Source organism: Dictyobacter aurantiacus (assembly GCF_003967515.1).
In the GTDB taxonomy this organism is placed as follows: Bacteria; Chloroflexota; Ktedonobacteria; order Ktedonobacterales; family Ktedonobacteraceae; genus Dictyobacter; species Dictyobacter aurantiacus.
The window spans coordinates 1,765,810-1,782,631 of record NZ_BIFQ01000001.1 but is presented as its reverse complement, the minus strand read 5'-3'; the positions used below and the strand labels follow the sequence as shown (position 1 = coordinate 1,782,631).

Here is a 16,822-nt window from a genome sequence, read left to right as displayed (position 1 = left end):
CTAAAGGAACATTGCTCGTGGCAAATCATATCTTACCTCAAGACCATTTACTTGCCAAAAAGTATAAATTAGGTGTTCCTACACGGAAATTTCGTTTTGATTTTTCTCATTCTTTCTCATCCCGTGACCTCATCCTGTTTGCTGAACTCACCGTTGTTGCGATCCTGGGTTTATGCTGCTTTACCTGTGGTTTTATATTGACCATCTCTGCCACCATTACCTATCATCTTTCTACAGCATGGTTATGGATACTGGCTATGCTGGCTGTTCCTGCTATTGCTGGCTGGATAATGTATAGACATGGGAATCAGCGTTTATTGGCACTCAATGTATTTGGCACCATTGCGAGCCTGCTGCCGGTCTTCCTGGGTAGCTACCTGGTGATGATGCACGCTACGCCGCCGGATCCGGCGGCGTATATTTTTGGCGGTTTATTCCTTTGCATTACAGGATTCATCGCCACCGTCGTCGCTCTCTATTTTATGCCCCTCTCCCGTTCTATCATGATCTGTACCGATGGTTGCCTGTTTATAGACAAATTACAGCGCCGGCGCATTATACGCTGGGAGCAGATTATATCGATACGCTCAGATAAAGGATGCGCGCGTATCGTATGTAGTAATGGGAGTAGCTTGAAATTGCGGAGCAGCTGGGCCAATAGCACAGCGGTTCAGCACATTATTTGTGGGAAAGCATTTCGCTCTCTGTTCGCGCGTGCTCGCTCCGCCTATTACTCTGGTGAGCCCGTTCTGTTCGGCCGTTTTACTGTGAACTGGGAAGGTATTGATAATGGGCAGCAACTTTTTCACTGGGAGCAGTTGCGCGCCTGTGCATATGTCGATTCAGGTATTGCATTGATAAGTGTCGATGATACATGCCTGGACGTCAGCTACCTATCGCAGGTGTCAGATGCCAGTGTTTTTGTCGAACTGGTCAAATACATCCTGATCTCGCGTCAGAAGCAAGCATTCCCCGAATCTAGCAATTCTCGCCGCCATCTAGAAACCACCCTCACAACTTTTTCACGTCCGATTTCGTAATACGTTATATCGTTTATTTAAACCGATGGCCGTCTGAGAAGTAATTGGATAGAGGCCCTTATATTACGTTGGATGCTTTAAAGAGCATACAAATTTCTAATTGCCGCACATTTTTTGAGACGCATTTTAAAATAGTGTACGAGAAAATCGGTAACACTTGACATAGAAATTGCTAAATGTTATATTTAAATCAGACCAGATATAACATTTAGTGATAAATATTCGTAGAGATACAGATAGGGATACGCTCGCAGGAATGCTGCGAGGAGGACTATATCATGTTTTGGTTTGACGATCGTTCGGGGTATCCACGCTATCGCCGCAGACGCAGGGGGTTTGGTGGTTTCCCCTGGTGGTTGTTCTTCGCCTTTTTCTGGGTTTTGCCCAATCATTTATGGAGCCTCATCTTTGCGGGATTTGTAGTTTTTCTGATAATCGCATTTATCAGCCGGATGAGTTCGCGCAGCATGAATCCGCCGCCGACTTACTATAATCCAGGCGTCCCAAATTCGCCTCAGCAGCCATATTACCAGCCGACTCCGCAGCCACGCGAAACGGCTGAGGCGGATCAGCCATATTATCAACCTTATCAGCAGGGCTATCAATATCAAGCGCCAGTAGATGATGAGCGTGCACGTTACGCTGAAGAGACATATGAGCAGGCCCCTGAGCAGGTACAAGAGGATCCATATCAGCCTAAAGCTGAATACCCACAGCAGATGCCCCCTATGTAATCAGAGTCAGCGGAGGTTAGGTATGCATATCTTTGGTGGCTTCAAAAACAGGAGTCAGCAGTGGGAGCCTGAGAAGCCTTCCTTTACAAGTTTGCAGGAAGAGATTGTGTGGGACCTTACGTATAAAGGTAAGATCTTCGCCATTAAAACGTATCGAGTGCGCACAGGTGTGGGTTTAAGAGAAGCAAAGCAAGCTGTTGAGAGCATTGAGAGAGAACTAAAGGCTGCGGCCAATCCATATATGGATACAGATAAGCTGCAATCCATGGTTCAGGCAGGACAAAAACTTCAAGCCATCAAGTATTACAGGGAAATGACCGGCGTGGGATTGAAAGAAGCCAAAGAAGCTGTGGACTGGTTGGGGGCGTCTTTGTGCAACAGATAAAGGATACGTTATGGCCGGTTTGCATGCTATGAAAAAAAGAACCACCCTACGAAGTTAGATTCATAAGGTGGTTCTTTTTTTCATGCTGCTATGAGCAAACACTCGTGAGGGTGCTTAAGGAATGACGTTGGTGTCTTTATCCAGCGCTAGCACAAAGCGCGCCAGGAGCTCTGCGACCTCATCGATATCCTTCAGCGAGGCGATCTCGGAACCGGTATGCAGGTAGCGGCAAGGGATGCTCACCAAAGCGGTCGCAACACCGCCACGTACCACCTGGATAACGTCCGTATCGGTAGAGGTACGCGCGGCCTGGGGATCAATCTGCCAGGCGATGCCGGCCTCGTCGGCCGCTTTTACCAGCAGCTGGTAGACGCGTGGATTGATATGGCCGCCGATAGAGAGAACGGGACCGCCATGCAATCTGACATCCCCCAGCTCTTTTTTAGAGGTACCGGGATGGTCAGAGGTAAAGGTGACGTCAACCGCAACCGCGATCAGAGGATCGACGCTGAAGGCCGCCGTCTGTGCGCCGCGAGAGCCTACCTCTTCCTGAACCGCCGAGACGAAAAAGACTCCAGCCTTTAATGCTTCTCGTTTCTCGTGCAGGCGGCGCATCGTCTCCACCAGGGCAAAGATGCTGGACTTATCATCCAGGGCACGCGACACGATCGTATCATTCTGCATGCGTTCTAGCAGAGCCGCGCGCGTAGCTACGCTCCCCAGGGGTACCAGTTTCCTGGCATCCTCCTGACTGGTGGCGCCGATATCGATCCACAGGTCCGCCAGTTTAGGACTCTTGCCGCGATCCTCGCTACTCAAGGTATGCACCGGCGACCGTCCAATGACGCCCAGGATGGGGCCAGAAGGTGTATGTACATGTACGCGGTTGCCAGGGAGTGTTGAAGGGTCAAATCCCCCGATGGGGGCGAAATAAAGGAAGCCTTGCTCATCGATATAACGAATCAGGAAGCCGAGCTCATCACCGTGAGCGGTCAGCATAACGCGAGGCGTCCCCTGTGGATTGAGGGCTGCGATCACATTACCATGGACATCGGTACGCACCTCGTCGGTGTATTGCTTGATCTCTTCCCGCACGACCTGCTGTACCTGCTGCTCGAAGCCAGACGGGCTGGGGCTGCTGATCAGACGTTCTAAAAACGAGACGCGTGACTCATCTATCATAAAAACCTCCATAAAAAGTATAGAAATAGCTATAAGCGTAAAACAAAGAGCCCGGTCAGGTCTCACTCCTGGTTGGAGGAGGCCAGTACCGGGTTCACGTTCTTTCTTTTGAGCTTTTACAGAATAAACTTAATTAGCTTAACGTAAGTATTAGCGCACAAATTGTTTGAGTACCTCATCAACACCGGGATGGGAACGATTCAAGCGCAAATCCTCCGCTCCCGTCGCATCGGCCTGAACGAGCAGAATATTCTGTTGGATACAGTTATTCAGCAGCTCACGAGCAGATTCCCGTGTTAAACGGCCACGGAAACGGTTCTTTGGATTGACTGGATCGCCGATAAAATTAGACACCCCGATAATTGTGCGCCAGGACCAGTTGCGGTCGATATAATCGAGGAACTGTAAGAATTGTGGATCAAGTACATCCATTGGCGGGCTGCCATAAGGTGGCTGCTGATATTGAGATCCACTATTATTAAAGTTAACTGCGGGCATAGATCCAGTACTCGCGCCCAGCGCATTGCTGGGTGACATCTGGACAATAGGTAATTGCCCGGTGGTACCACCTACGCCACCTGGAACAAGAGGCACAAATTGATTAGCACTACTGATTAAATCTCGGCTGACGGTTCCTGGAATACCAACAACAATAACAGTTTTGTTTAAGCGTAACTTTAAGCGGGCACTGATTCGAGTAAAATCTTTATCGCCTGTCATCAACACAAATGTCGAGATGGTAGGACGGTCAAAAACAGTTTCAATAATATCCATCAACATATTCAGGTCGACCGTACTCTGCACAACCGTACTCTGTACAATAGTGCTATTGCCAGGATTGACGGCGGGCATATGACCAGTATTGCCGGTATGCTGAACACTATTTGAATATCCTAAAGGACCAGTATTACTTTGCCCAAGTGGACCGGTCGGACTGGATTGGCCATAAGAGGTTCCATAGGGCGATTGGCGATAAGGCTCGCGTTGCGGGTCATCTGACATGGGATACTGTTCATCGGGAGGCTGTTCCTCGTCGGTGAGCAAATTATCGTCCAGGTCATGTTGCAAGGATTCTGCTTCAGTGGGCCAACCATTGTTCAGCATTCCTGGTTGAATCGCGGGAAGTGAACCAGAATTACCTGAGATGTTCGAGGGCCACTGCCGGGGATAAGCGCCGGTTCCCTGCTCAGCAACGTAGTTTGAGGAGCCAAGAGAGCCAGTTGGGGGGTTACTAGATGCATAATGAATCGTGCCCATGCGGATACGGTCCCTCTGCTTGGCAGGACAATCGACGCGATCAATCATCGCTGCCGTCAGGCTCCCTTTAAATGGCTCGGGTTGCCGAGACCAGTCCGCATAAGCGCGGGCGACCATAACAGTGCCATAGCGGCGAGCCACAGCAATAAGTTCCTGTGGGTCGGGCTCTCGCCGTTGTATATTCAGCATGCTGTAACGTATGTTCTCAAAATCGATGAATAAAGCAATATCTTCGGGCACAACCTTCTCCTCTCATAGGGAGAAACCGCGCAGGCCAAGATTTATGATTGTTCAGGTGCTCGGATTACCTAGCAGTGTATCCTCTTAGCTATGAGCATATCATACTTTATGGTTAAAGTCGAGAGGTCTGCGCTTTACTTTGAGTACCTACTATGGTATATTCTGTAGTTGAGAAAGAACAAGAGATACAAAGAGTAACCAGTAATGGAGCTAATAGAGTCTCATCTCATAGATAAATCAATTTGTCCGGTTGCCCGCACGGCTCAGGTCTTGAGCGGTAAATGGACGATACTTATTATTCGTGATTTAGCCACTGGTGTCAAGCGGTTCAATCAGTTAGAACGCTCTCTCCAGGGCATCAGCCCCAAAACACTCTCCGAACGACTGCGCTCTTTAGAAGAAGAGGGAATTATCAGTCGTCGGACATTTGCAGAAGCACCTCCTCGCGTTGAATATTCACTAACGGAGAAGGGGTATGACCTGGTGCCTGTAATCGATAGTATGCGGAACTACGGAAAAAAGTGGTTGTGCGATGATAAGTAGATATACATGCACTAGATCTTGTTGTAGCCAGTTTACTCCCCCTACCCACGTAATTTAAGTTAGAAGAACCGGAGGTCTGCCCCCGGTTCTTTCTCGTGTTTGTTCCCAAACGTATTAAAGTGATGCTCCAACCAGCTCGCGGTGATGCTCAGAGAGGAAGCGGCTTAACACACCGGAAGTTTGAGTCGTGGTGTGCTCTTCTGCCTCTATATCCGCTCTGCTCACTAATTCATACAGACTGGCGATATCATAACGCATCTGCACCTGCAGCTGGCCGTCACTATTGAAACCCTCTACGAAGAGACCATCCTCTTCTTCATGGATTGCGATGCTCTTAACACCAATCTGGTCAAGAACCTGACCAACTGCATGTAAGATGTTCGCGTAACTGAACGTGGCCGGCATTTCTCCCTCCCTAAATAATTGGAAGAAAAATTTTTCAATTGCTTACTTCATATTTGTCGTTGAGACTACTCTGTCACACTGCAACACACCACATTTTTGATAGGTGGATTGTCAGGTTCATACTACACTCCGACAATTTTAGCATAACAATCTTTAAACGTCAAGTTGCGTTTTCGCTGCCCTCTCATTGGCTTAGGCACCTGTTGTAGCCCATGCGCTACGAACTGGCGTATCTGCATCTTCTGCGCTCTTATCCCTGGTATCAAGCGGTTCAGTGGCCCGGATGCGCTAAATGTGAGCCTGTCAGGTTCTTGTTTGAAGAGCTAATACAGCCAGTCGCGCACCAGTTGACCAGTCCCTTAACAGGTTCATGTATACCAATCTGGCACATTGCCAAAAAAAGCTGCAGAAAAGTGTTGACAAAGCCAGCAATGTATGGCATATTATCTGAGCGCCGCACGAGAGCGATGCGAGCCGCATAAAAAGCACACTAACAACTAAAGATTATCATTTCTTCAATTTTGCTGAGCACATATGGTCAGCCAGAGTTGAAGCAGAGGATCGATTTCTCTCTTCGAGAAGAAGAGCAGAAGTCAAAGCATTCATAGTACATGATGAGAGACGTAGAGAACAAGCTACACAGAGTACGAGGTGGATGCCTTGGCGCTAAAGACCGAAGAAGGACGCGGAGACCGGCGAAACGTTCGGGGGGAGCTGCATACAAGCGATGAACCCCGAGATTCCGAATGAGGCAACTCCTCCAGAGTGATGTCTGGAGACCGCCTGCTGAACACATAGGCAGTGACGGGGGGCAGTGGGTGAACTGAAACATCTCAGTAACCCGACGAAGAGAAATCAACCGAGATTCCCGTAGTAGTGGCGAGCGAACCGGGAGGAGCCCAAACCAATCATCCTTCGGGATGGTCGGGGTTGTAGGACCGACATCAAACAATGACGAACTACTTGAACGCGTTGGAAAGCGCGACCAGAGCGGGTGACAGTCCCGTAAAGGACGGTTTGTTAACGTGGGTCGGGATCCTGAGTACCACGAGACACGTGCAATCTTGTGGGAAGCTGGGGGGACCACCCTCCGAGGCTACACATCTTTAGCGACCGATAGCGAACAAGTACCGTGAGGGAAAGGTGAAAAGCACCCCGAGAGGGGGATGAAAGAGACCCTGAAACCACGTACTCACCAGCAGTCAGAGGCCACTGTTCCACGAGGAACCAAGGGCTAATGGCGTGCCTTTTGTAGAATGATCCGGCGAGTGCATCGTCGTAGCCTGGTTAACCAGCGTTAAAGCTGGGGAGCCCCAGGGCAACCGAGTCTGAACAGGGCGAACGTTGCGGCGATGCGACCCGAAACCGTGTGAGCTATCCATGAGCAGAGTGAAGCGGATGTGACAGTCCGTCGAGGCTCGCACCCACCAGTGTTGCAAAACTGGGGGATGACTTGTGGATAGGGGAGAAATTCCAATCGAACACGGAGATAGCTGGTTCTCCCCGAAATGTATTGAGGTACAGCTGTATGATGAACTATCCTGGAGGTAGAGCTCTGAATGGGCTAGGGGCCTCGTGCAGGTTACCAAACCCAAGCAAACTGCGAATGCCAGGACAGCATGCATGCAAGTGAGACGGCGGGGGCTAAGCTTCGTCGTCAAAAGGGAAACAGCCCAGACCATCGGCTAAGGTCTCCAAGTATCCGCTGAGTGTTAAAGGGGGTCACAACGCCCAAACAGCCAGGATGTTGGCTTAGAAGCAGCCACCATTTAAAGAGTGCGTAATAGCTCACTGGTCGAGTGTCGTGGCACCGACAACGTACCGAGGCTCAAGCGGATTACCGAAGCCATGGAACTTGATTTCGGTCAAGTTGGTAGGGGAGCGTTCTCCAGCTGAGAAGCCAGACCGCAAGGACTGGTGGAGCGAAGAGAAGTGAGAATGCCGGAATGAGTAGCGTCATGTCTGTGATAACCAGACACACCGAATGCCTGAGGGTTCCTGGGCACCGTCAAACGTCCCAGGGTGAGTCGGGTCCTAAGCCGAGGGCGTCATAGCCGTAGGCGATGGAAAGCAGGTCAGAGATTCCTGCACCGGAGATGCTCGTTATTGAGCAATGGGGGGACGCGGTAAGGAAGGTGAGCCCATCGATTGGACAGGATGGGTCTGTGCGGTGAAGTGCGAAGCCGAGGCAAATCCCGGCTTCCTGTGCATGACACGTGCAGCGAGCGGACGTCAGTTCGCGGAAGTCATCGGCCCCTAGGCCGCCAAGAAAAGCCTCTCGCCAGAGCTATCTCCGCCCGTACCGCAAACCGACACTGGTAGGCAGGGGGAACACTCCCCAGGTGATCGAGCGACCCTCTGTTAAGGAACTCGGCAAATTGACCCCGTACCTTCGGAAGAAGGGGTGCCCTAGTAGCGAGACTGGCTTGCCAGGAGCGTGAGGGGGTTGCAAGAAATTGGCTCAACCGACTGTTTACCAAAAACACAGGTCTCTGCGAACGCGAAAGCGGAAGTATAGGGGCTGACTCCTGCCCAGTGCCGGAAGGTTACGAGGAGCGGTGATCGTAGCTGCGAATCTAAGCCCCGGTGAACGGCGGCCGTAACTATAACGGTCCTAAGGTAGCGAAATTCCTTGTCGGGTAAGTTCCGACCCGCACGAAAGGAGTAACGAGTTGAGCACTGTCTCGACAGAGGACTCGGCGAAATTGAAGTACCCGTGAAGATACGGGTTACCCACGACAGGACAAAAAGACCCCGTGGAGCTTTACTACACCTTGACCTCGAAACGAGGCAGAGCGTGCGTAGCATAGGTGGGAGTCGGAGAACCTATCCTTGTGGGGGTAGGGGAGACGGCAATGAAATACCACTCTCGTTGTGTTTTGTTTCTCACACGTCACCGTGAGCCGGGACGTGGACAGGATCAGGCGGGTAGTTTGACTGGGGCGGTCGCCTCCCAAAGGGTAACGGAGGCGCCCAAAGGTTCCCTCAGGGTGGATGGACATCACCCATACAGAGTGTAAAGGCACAAGGGAGCTTGACTGCAAGACGGACAGGTCGAGCAGGGACGAAAGTCGGGCTTAGTGATCCCACATTCCCGAGTGGAAGGAGTGTGGCTCAACGGATAAAAGCTACCCCGGGGATAACAGGCTTATCTTGCCCAAGAGTTCACATCGACGGCAAGGTTTGGCACCTCGATGTCGGCTCGTCGCATCCTGGGGCTGGAGTAGGTCCCAAGGGTTGGGCTGTTCGCCCATGAAAGCGGCACGCGAGCTGGGTTCAGAACGTCGCGAGACAGTTCGGTCTCTATCCGTCGTGGGCGTAGGAGAATTGAGGGGCGTCATCTCCAGTACGAGAGGACCGAGATGGCTCGACCGCTGGTGTGCCAGTTGGCCTGCCCGGGCCAGAGCTGGATAGCTATGTCGAGAAGGGATAAGCGCTGAAAGCATCTAAGCGCGAAGCCGCACCCAAGACGAGTTCTCCCACTCTCTTGAAGAGTCAAGATCCCAGGAAGACGACCTGGTCGATAGACGACACGTGGACACCTGGTAACAGGCGGAGCGAAGTCGCCCTAATGATCGTACGGCTTGTTTCACCATTGTGTATCTTCATCGTGGACGCATGCGATGCGTGTCCTCTGCTTCGGTCTCTGACTGACCGATGGCGCGGCAAAATTGAGGAAATGGTATTCTTTAAGTAGGTCCTGGATTTGTCCCGGCTTTCTGCTGTGCTTCCACCAACGATCTTTAGGTCATTGGTGGTTTTTTGTTTTTACATATTTGCCACCTGACGCGGAGGCGTTAACACCTCCATGCGTTCTTTTAAAAAGGAAAAGAGCTGTGTGAAAAACGTGCGTGCGCACGTTTTTCACACAGCTCTTTTCCTTTTTATTATTGAGCGCCGCAGGCGCGTAGCGTCAAGAGCCGAAGGCACATCATGCTATGCTAAGCGCATAGCGAATCTCTTTAAGCACCTCTGGATCTTGCTCGGTTTGCCGGGCATCGTAAAGCGCTTGCCTGGCGGTAGAGCCACCGATACTCCCAAGGGCCCAGGCTGCGTGGCCGCGAACCAATGCCTCATCGTCATGCAGTGCTTTGGTGAGTGCGGGAATTGCCTGGGGATCTTTGCTGTTGCCCAGTGCCACGCATACATTGCGCAGGAATCCACGCCGCTTGGTGCGCTTGATCGGACTGCGGCGAAAGCGCTCCCTGAATTCCTCTTCCGTCAGCGATAGGAGGGGGATAAGCTCAGGTGTGCTGCCAACGGTTGGACGGGCCTGAAATTCACTACGTGGTTGAAAAGCTTTCCGCGCCGGATCGCGATCCATGGCAGGTTCGGTGCTATGCTTCTGAATTGTGCGCAGGGGAATGATTGGTTTGCCCTGCATATCACGCAGGCCCAGACGCTTCTCAGCAACTTTGTTGACCGGACACACCTCCTGGCAGATATCACAGCCAAAGATCAAATTGCCCATCAGAGGCCGCATCTCCACGGGAATACTGCCGCGTAGTTCAATGGTCAGGAACGAGATACATTTCCTGCTGTCCAGCTCATAGGGATTGGGTAGGGCACCAGTGGGACAGGCGTGCAGGCATATCTCACAGCTTCCGCAACTGGCTTTGAGCGGCTCGTCAGATGCCAGGGGAAGGTTCGTCACGATTTCGGCCAGAAAGACCCATGAGCCCCAGCCTTTGGTCAGGATATTGGTATTCTTTCCATACCAGCCCAGACCGGCCCGCTGGGCGACGGCACGATCCACCATGCGGCCTGTGTCCACAAACAGGCGCGTCTCCACCTCGTTCCCGCCTTGATCCCGAGCATAGTCTTTGAGCCAGCTGGCAAACTGCTGCAATTTAGGTTTGATGATATCATGGTAGTCATCTCCCCATGCATAACGCGAGATGCTACCATGTGGTTCCCTTTTATCAGGTGCCTCAGGCTGTTCTGTGAGATAGCACAGTGCCAGCGTAATGATAGACTGTGCCTCGGGTAGCAAGGCATCTGGATGGCAGGAGATTTCAGCCCGCTCGGCGGTAAACCATGGCAGGCCATCCATCAAGCCACGCCCGATGCGCTCCTGAATAATCTGTTTGGTCTCGGGAAATGCTGCGGCACTGGTGATGCGAGCCGCGTCAAAACCCAGGCTGTATGCATATTCCTTAATAGTCTGTGCGTTGAGCATTATCTCTTCTATCTATGGTCAATGATCGCTGTCTCACTTGTATCGTATGACCTTAATTGGTAATGTCGCGTGTCTTCAGTGCCCACCAGGTGATGCCGCCGAACAGTGCCAGGTAGACAATGATCACAATACCCGCATGGAGATCATTGATCGAGCCTGTGGCCTCTCCAAGCAGGTAGTTCTGCTGATTTGTGCGCAAGGCCATCAGGGCGTTGCCGATAAAATAATCTGGAATGGCGGCGAAAAAGGTTCCAAATGCATTTTGCATCTGACCCCCTAAAATGGTAAATAGACTACTAATACCACCTTCCAGGAACCACCAGATTAAGACGCCTGTAACGCCCGCCGCCGTTGCTTTTCCCCATGTGGACAGGCTAATCGCCAGCACACAGTAAGTAAATACGCTTAGCAGGGTCGCCAGAAAGTAGAGCGTTGTATGCAAGAGCCAGTTCGCATTCAAAAAGCTCCAATCAATGTTGCGGCCTGCGGGCAGATTTAATAGCATCCACGTTATTATACCAACAATCATCAATGAGATGAACGTGATACATATGCATACCAGCATCGTTCCCAGCTTGGCTAGCAAAAATTGCAAGCGTGTTGGTCCCCGCGTCAGCATCAGACGAATGCTGCCAACCGAATATTCACCACCGACAATTGTACCGGCCAGGATGATAAACAGGATCGTGCCAATGAAGTTGGCAACAGATATTGTGGTGTCGATCATATTGGGAAAAAGGCGCGACGAGGTTGAGTTTGTAAAGAGTAGGGCCAGGACGACCGTCACGATAGCGATGGTGCTTAGAACCTTGGACATGGCGCGCCGACGAATTTTGTATAGCTCGCCCGCGATTGAACGGCCCAGCACGCTCATGAAATGCTGATTACCCATGATGACATGTTCACTGCGCGCGGGGGCCGGAATGGGCTGATCTATCGCTGCTTCTATTTGATTGTTCATTTCACTGTTCCTCATGTGCGATTAGTTGTATGATCAGCAACCTGCTTTTGCTCATATGGCGTCTCAATCGCTATGATCTCGCCAGGTTGATTGGGCTGTGCCGTCGCCTGTAAGTAGACTGCCTCCAGACTTCCTTCTCGTGGATGCAGTTCAGCCGCGAACAGCTCGTGGCGCGCCAGGAAGCGATTGATATCAGCGGATCGGGCGGTCGGAGCATCCACCAGCAGCAGTGGTTGGCGCAGGGCATTCTGTTCGATCGCGATATGCCCTATCCAGTCGGCTTCCCGAGCTTTTATTTGCTGTAAGATGCGTAGCGCTTCCTGCGCCTCCTCCGGCCGGTTCATACGGATCTCGACCTGCTCTTTTTCGCGCAGCAGTTCTTTGACATCGCCCTGCTTGACCAGGTTGCCTTTGCGCAGAATGGCTACACGATTGCAGACCTGTTGAACTTCCGACAGAATATGGCTGGATAAGAAAATGGTCTTGCCCAATCCTGCCAGGCGTTGAATAAGCTTGCGGATCTCAATGACTCCGGCGGGATCAAGTCCGTTGGTTGGCTCGTCGAGCATCACCAGTTCCGGGTCCGCTAGCAGGGCCGCGGCGATTCCGAGCCTCTGTTTCATGCCCAGCGAGTACTTGCGGTAGGCAAGGTGTTGATATTGCTTGAGCTCAACTATATCCAGCACCTCTTCATAGCGCCGGTTATTAGCTCTCCCCAGTACCATCCCCGAATTGGCCGCGATTACACGCAAATTATCAAGGCCCGACAGATAGGGATAAAACGTCGGGGTTTCAACGATTGCGCCGATGCGCTGTAAAATAGCTGGTAGCTGATAGGCATTGTCCATGCCAAAGAGCACAGCTCGACCAGCCGTTGGATGAATGAGTCCAAGCAGCATGCGGATTGTGGTGGTCTTGCCTGATCCGTTGGGACCTAAAAAACCAAACACGTCTCCCCGCATGACCTGCAAATTTAGATCATTGACCGCGACAAGATTTCCAAACGCCTTTGTTAATCGTTGGGTGCTTATTACTGGCATGCCGTCATATGGGGGGATGCTTATATCGCTCACCGACGACTCCTTCTCTTTTGTGTTCTCTATTTTATGGTATAAACCTGTTGTCTCGCTACTTTTGCCTACCCGGTTTAACTGCGACAGAGCCAGGTAAGCGCTATCTGCCTTTTTATTTGATAGGCAGGGAAGGAAGACTTTATTTCCTATTCGAATAGTATACGGTTAGTATGCAACGAACTTCCACCCGGGACTGTAAAGGTGGTTCCCAATTTTTTGCATGATGGTCTTCTTCTTGAGCGACGTCGTTCCTGCATGCTCTCTTCTTGTTCCAGAGACTGGCCTTATGCTATAATCTGACAAGGAAAATTAGCCTATGAGGATATTCGTATCTCAATGCGAAGCGTGCTAGCCGCGCAGCAAAAACGCAATCATGTTGTTCCTACTAGTATTGGTCTAACGTTTATTTGCAATTTTAATAGGGAATAGACCAGACTGTAATAGCGGTTTGTGCCGCCAACGTTGTCTCCCCTGTTCCGGGTGCTAGCATACCTCACTACCTGGTAGAAGAGAGTGCCCGGCACCCAGGAAAGGACTTGGTTAAAATGATAGATCCCGATAGCGAATTGGAAGCTCGATATCGTTCAGTGACTGTGACACCGGACTGGTATCAGACAAATATTCCTTGTCAGGTGGGATGTCCCGCTCATACGGATGTTTCTACCTACATTGGTTTGATTTCGCAGGCTCGTTTCGATGAGGCGTATCTGCTGAATCGTAAAGCAAACGTTGTGCCTGGCGTGCTGGGTCGCACGTGTGCGAAACCATGTGAGCCAGTTTGCCGGCGTAATAAAGTTGATGGTAAGCCGATTGCCATCTGCTGGCTGAAGCGTGCCGCGGCCGATCACCGTGAGTATCGCCATCACGCGGTATGCCCTCCGGTAACCAAAGATAAAAAGGTTGCCATTGTGGGTGCTGGTTCTGCTGGTATGGCCTGTGCCCGTGATCTGCGTGATATGGGTTATCCAGTCACCATTTATGAGCAGTATCCAACCGCCGGTGGCGTGATGGTCAATGGTATCCCAGTCTGGCGCCTGCCCCGCTATGTGACCACCGAAGAGTGTGATGAGTATATGGCGGATATTGGCGTTGAGATTAAGTACAACACGCGCGTTGGCCGCGATGTACAGATCAAAGATCTGCTTGAAGAGTATGACGCTGTATTCCTGGCCGCCGGTTGTTATATTCCAAATGCATTGACCGGCCCCGATAACAAAGTAATTAAGGGTGCTGACCTGCATGGTGTAATCGACGGTATTCGTCTGTTGGAAAAGACGAATTATGGTGAGCCAGCCTTTATTGGTAAGAGTGTAGCCGTGCTTGGCTCTGGCTTTACCGCTATGGACTGCAGCCGTACAGCGGTCCGCTTTGGCGCTGAAAAGGTCTACATCATGTATCGTCGCTCGAAAGAGGAAGCCGGATCGGACGAGTACGAGATGGATGAGGCCATGTACGAGCATGTTGAGTTCAACTATCTCGTGACGCAGCTGGAAGTGATGAGCGAGGATGGTATCCATGTCAGTGGCATGCGCTTTATTCGCAACAAGCTGGGTGATCCCGATGCCAGTGGCCGCCGTCGTCCTGTACCCATTCCCGGCACCGAGTTCGAGATCAAAGTTGATACCGTGATCCCGGCCTTCGGTCAGTATAGCGACGTATCGTGGCTACCAGCTGAGGAACTGGGTCTTGAGGTCAACAGGTGGGGTGTGCCTCTGCTGGACATCGAGACGTGGATGACAAACCATCCAGGCCTCTTCGCTGGCGGTGACTTTACGCAGGGTGCCCGTAACCTGATCTCGGCGATTGGTGATGGCCGTGATGCGGCCGCTGCCATTAACCGTTATCTGGGTGGTGTCGATATGCCGGCGGAAGCTGCTGAAGAGGTTGAGCTTCCCGACTATCGCCGTGGTATGGTCGACAACTATGAGTCCATCCCACATCAGATGCTGCCTTCACTCCCGCTGAAAGATCGCTATGCTCACACCCGTGAGACCGAGACCGGCTATACTCCCGAGCAGGCCGTCATTCAGGCGCGCCGCTGTCTACAGTGTCAGTTGAATATTATGATTGATCCCTCAATCTGTATTCTCTGCTCTGGTTGTGTGGACATTTGCCCCTATGACTGCATTAGCATGGAAGGCCTCTCTCGCGTCGTCAAGGGTGATCCTATGCATGAGGATGCCGAAGATTGGCGGGGTGGCGCCGATATGATCATTGATGAAGAAAAATGTATTCGCTGTGGATTGTGCATTGTGCGCTGTCCTACCGATGCGATCTCTATGGTGCAGTTCGAGGTCTCCAGCCCTAACGCACGCTGGAGCGTTTCGAAGATACCTGTCATCAATGTCAACTAGGCCAGCAAAAAGGCCTCGCGGGGATGATTACCATCATCCCCGCGTTTTTTCTATTTATTCTGGATGTAGGAAGTATGGCAAAAAGCGCAATTATTTGAGTTGGTGCACCAACTCCTAAAAAGCAGCAGGCATGCTTAGAAGGATTGAGAAATGGAAATCGACCTGCAACAGCTTAGCCGCACGATGGCTTACGCCCTGCGCCATCAGCCGGCAAACTTTGGATTGACCCTGGATGATGAGGGTTGGGTCTCCGTAGATGCTCTGGTAAGCGCCCTGCGCCAGCATCGTACAGGCTGGAAGCATTTGCAGGTGAGCGATATTGAACACGTTATAGCCTTGCCCGGGAAGAAGCGCTACGAATTGCGCACGGGACGCATTCGCGCCTATTATGGACATTCTCTGCAGCAGCGCATGCAGCGTGAGACTGCAGTTCCGCCGGCGCGTCTCTTTCACGGTACTACCCCGGCGGCCTATGAACGGATCTGCCAGTCAGGATTGTTACCGATGGGACGTCAGTATGTCCACCTTTCTGAGGATCGGGAGACGGCGCTCCAGGTTGCCCGGCGCCGTACCTCGCAGCCGGTTATCCTGGTTGTGGCCGCCTTGGAGGCTTATCAGGACGGTGTTCAATTCTATCTGGGAAACGAGAGTGTCTGGCTGGCCGATGCCATCCCTCCTATATACCTTACCAGGCAACTATGATTCTCTACCAGCGGGGGGAGATACGTTTCTGTGCTGATATGCATCCACTCTCTCTCCTCTGGCAGAAGTGAATTTTTCGCGCTATAATCATGTTAGCGTTCCCACCCATAGTTACGAGCCAGGAAGGTAGCGCGTGTCAGCATGTGCCACCGAGCCAGGTGGTGCCTGCCATCAGCATGGATATACATATGGATAAAGTTTCTATAATTTTGGAGCTCGGGATCCAGGATTGAATATAGATATGGAGTCACTATTTATCGCGGTTGCTAATTCTGCGAGTTGTTTCTGAGAGCAGCAGATTCTTTAACATCTACTTTTACATCTGGCAGCTATGAAAGCTCATCAGATCTTTATTATTTAATCATTCCTGGTGCTGTCTATACCACTTATGTACCTTGCTTCGAGTTTATATAGCATAGATGGTGGTTTATCAGGGGTAATAACAGGTTGGTTGGGCAAAAAAGTACTTCTAGATCTTCAACGATATATTTTATTTGACTACATTATCTTTCGCGATATAGGCTATTTGCCTACAACATTTTAGTAGTACATTGGCATAGGTACTTGACAATTTTCACTGTTTTAAGCAAAATTGAAAAAAAAGCCCGAATTGTGAGAGATATGCGTCTCTATCAGTCGTATATCTATCATAAATCAGGCGAGTGTACCACCGATACGGTATATTCTTTCCCCCCGTCTGAGCCGTCTTGCTGGAATATAGTAAGCAGGTGCCAGCGGCTCACTGATCTGAAAGGATATACGCAGGT

Annotated in this window: 12 protein-coding genes and 1 rRNA gene; 7 read left to right on the top strand and 6 right to left on the bottom strand. The window is 51.1% G+C overall.

The features are described from left to right. Positions 1-17 precede the first annotated feature (17 nt). From KTT_RS07055 to KTT_RS36680, 3 genes are all read left to right on the top strand, one after another. Positions 18-1,040 (top strand): DUF6585 family protein, encoded by a 1,023-nt coding sequence (locus tag KTT_RS07055; protein WP_126595304.1) that lies wholly within the window; start codon positions 18-20, stop codon positions 1,038-1,040. 278 nt (positions 1,041-1,318) lie between these two features. Continuing rightward, positions 1,319-1,774: a hypothetical protein gene (locus KTT_RS36115; RefSeq protein WP_160145701.1), complete on the top strand. Its 456-nt coding sequence runs from the start codon at positions 1,319-1,321 to the stop codon at positions 1,772-1,774. A gap of 22 nt (positions 1,775-1,796) precedes the next feature. Beyond that, entirely contained in the window at positions 1,797-2,159 is a 363-nt protein-coding gene (locus KTT_RS36680; RefSeq protein ID WP_218030850.1) for a ribosomal protein L7/L12, read from the top strand. A gap of 114 nt (positions 2,160-2,273) precedes the next feature. On the opposite strand, the gene KTT_RS07045 is transcribed toward KTT_RS36680, so the two are convergent. Then, positions 2,274-3,341 carry a M42 family metallopeptidase gene (locus tag KTT_RS07045; protein WP_160145700.1) on the bottom strand — a complete coding sequence of 356 codons (1,068 nt, stop codon included), beginning with the start codon at positions 3,339-3,341 and terminating at the stop codon, positions 2,274-2,276. 150 nt (positions 3,342-3,491) lie between these two features. Continuing rightward, the gene (locus KTT_RS07040; protein ID WP_126595301.1) at positions 3,492-4,838 is read right to left on the bottom strand and encodes an NYN domain-containing protein; all 1,347 of its coding nucleotides are present in this window, start codon (positions 4,836-4,838) and stop codon (positions 3,492-3,494) included. A gap of 204 nt (positions 4,839-5,042) precedes the next feature. Between KTT_RS07040 and KTT_RS07035 the strand changes: the two genes are divergently transcribed. Further along, a complete protein-coding gene (locus KTT_RS07035; protein ID WP_126595300.1) occupies positions 5,043-5,381 on the top strand; it encodes a winged helix-turn-helix transcriptional regulator in 339 nt (112 codons plus the stop codon). A gap of 114 nt (positions 5,382-5,495) precedes the next feature. Here the strand turns inward: KTT_RS07035 and KTT_RS07030 are convergent, their stop codons facing one another. Further along, positions 5,496-5,786 carry a hypothetical protein gene (locus KTT_RS07030; RefSeq protein ID WP_126595299.1) on the bottom strand — a complete coding sequence of 97 codons (291 nt, stop codon included), beginning with the start codon at positions 5,784-5,786 and terminating at the stop codon, positions 5,496-5,498. 628 nt (positions 5,787-6,414) lie between these two features. Here KTT_RS07030 and KTT_RS07025 point away from each other — a divergent pair. After that, a 23S ribosomal RNA gene (locus tag KTT_RS07025) occupies positions 6,415-9,378 on the top strand. Positions 9,379-9,717: 339 nt separating this feature from the next. Here KTT_RS07025 and queG read toward each other — a convergent pair. Genes queG through KTT_RS07010 form a run of 3 tightly spaced genes read right to left on the bottom strand, consistent with a single transcriptional unit; the run spans position 9,718 to position 12,999 of the window. Beyond that, entirely contained in the window at positions 9,718-10,965 is a 1,248-nt protein-coding gene (queG, locus tag KTT_RS36675) for a tRNA epoxyqueuosine(34) reductase QueG (protein ID WP_126595298.1), read from the bottom strand. A gap of 52 nt (positions 10,966-11,017) precedes the next feature. Next, complete coding sequence (locus KTT_RS07015) at positions 11,018-11,926, bottom strand: ABC transporter permease (protein ID WP_160145699.1); 909 nt, start codon at positions 11,924-11,926, stop codon at positions 11,018-11,020. 11 nt (positions 11,927-11,937) lie between these two features. Then, positions 11,938-12,999 carry an ABC transporter ATP-binding protein gene (locus KTT_RS07010; protein WP_235845627.1) on the bottom strand — a complete coding sequence of 354 codons (1,062 nt, stop codon included), beginning with the start codon at positions 12,997-12,999 and terminating at the stop codon, positions 11,938-11,940. Between the two features lie 545 nt (positions 13,000-13,544). Here KTT_RS07010 and KTT_RS07005 point away from each other — a divergent pair. Then, on the top strand, positions 13,545-15,353 hold the full coding sequence (locus tag KTT_RS07005; protein ID WP_126595296.1) for an FAD-dependent oxidoreductase: 1,809 nt from the start codon (positions 13,545-13,547) through the stop codon (positions 15,351-15,353). 150 nt (positions 15,354-15,503) lie between these two features. After that, positions 15,504-16,055, top strand: a complete 552-nt coding sequence (locus tag KTT_RS07000) for an RNA 2'-phosphotransferase (RefSeq protein ID WP_218030849.1) — start codon at positions 15,504-15,506, stop codon at positions 16,053-16,055. Positions 16,056-16,822 lie beyond the last annotated feature (767 nt).

Coding starts and splice junctions, on each gene's coding strand:
- KTT_RS36115 (WP_160145701.1), top strand. CDS start 1,319: ATGTTTTGGTTTGACGATCGTTCGGGGTATCCACGCTATCGCCGCAGA.
- KTT_RS36680 (WP_218030850.1), top strand. CDS start 1,797: ATGCATATCTTTGGTGGCTTCAAAAACAGGAGTCAGCAGTGGGAGCCT.
- KTT_RS07045 (WP_160145700.1), bottom strand. CDS start 3,341: ATGATAGATGAGTCACGCGTCTCGTTTTTAGAACGTCTGATCAGCAGC.
- KTT_RS07035 (WP_126595300.1), top strand. CDS start 5,043: ATGGAGCTAATAGAGTCTCATCTCATAGATAAATCAATTTGTCCGGTT.
- KTT_RS07030 (WP_126595299.1), bottom strand. CDS start 5,786: ATGCCGGCCACGTTCAGTTACGCGAACATCTTACATGCAGTTGGTCAG.
- queG (WP_126595298.1), bottom strand. CDS start 10,965: ATGCTCAACGCACAGACTATTAAGGAATATGCATACAGCCTGGGTTTT.
- KTT_RS07015 (WP_160145699.1), bottom strand. CDS start 11,926: ATGAACAATCAAATAGAAGCAGCGATAGATCAGCCCATTCCGGCCCCC.
- KTT_RS07005 (WP_126595296.1), top strand. CDS start 13,545: ATGATAGATCCCGATAGCGAATTGGAAGCTCGATATCGTTCAGTGACT.
- KTT_RS07000 (WP_218030849.1), top strand. CDS start 15,504: ATGGAAATCGACCTGCAACAGCTTAGCCGCACGATGGCTTACGCCCTG.